The organism is Actinomycetospora aeridis, assembly GCF_037400275.1.
GTDB classification, from domain to species: Bacteria; Actinomycetota; Actinomycetes; order Mycobacteriales; family Pseudonocardiaceae; genus Actinomycetospora; species Actinomycetospora aeridis.
Genome location: NZ_JBBEGL010000038.1, coordinates 1 through 212 on the forward strand (window position 1 = coordinate 1; position 212 = coordinate 212).

The following is a 212-nucleotide window of genomic DNA, read 5'->3' on the forward strand; positions in this document are numbered from 1 at the left end:
TCGTACGGGTCGTCGTGGTGCTGTTCGTGGAGGGGCAGGGGTCGCGGTAGCCCGGTGGCCGCGGGGTGGGGTGCGGGTAGGGGGTCGGTGATGCGGCGGGGTCGGGTGGTGTAGCGGGCGCCGGCGCGGGTGGTGACCTGGAAGTGGCCGGGGGCGGGTTGGGTGATGGTCCAGCCGGCGTCGTGTTTGGCGCGGTGGTGGTGTCGGCACAG

Annotated in this window: 1 pseudogene; it reads right to left on the reverse strand. The window is 74.1% G+C overall.

Going from position 1 to position 212, the window contains the following annotated elements:
* Positions 1–212, reverse strand: a pseudogene (locus tag WCD41_RS31075) (hypothetical protein); the annotation flags it as partial.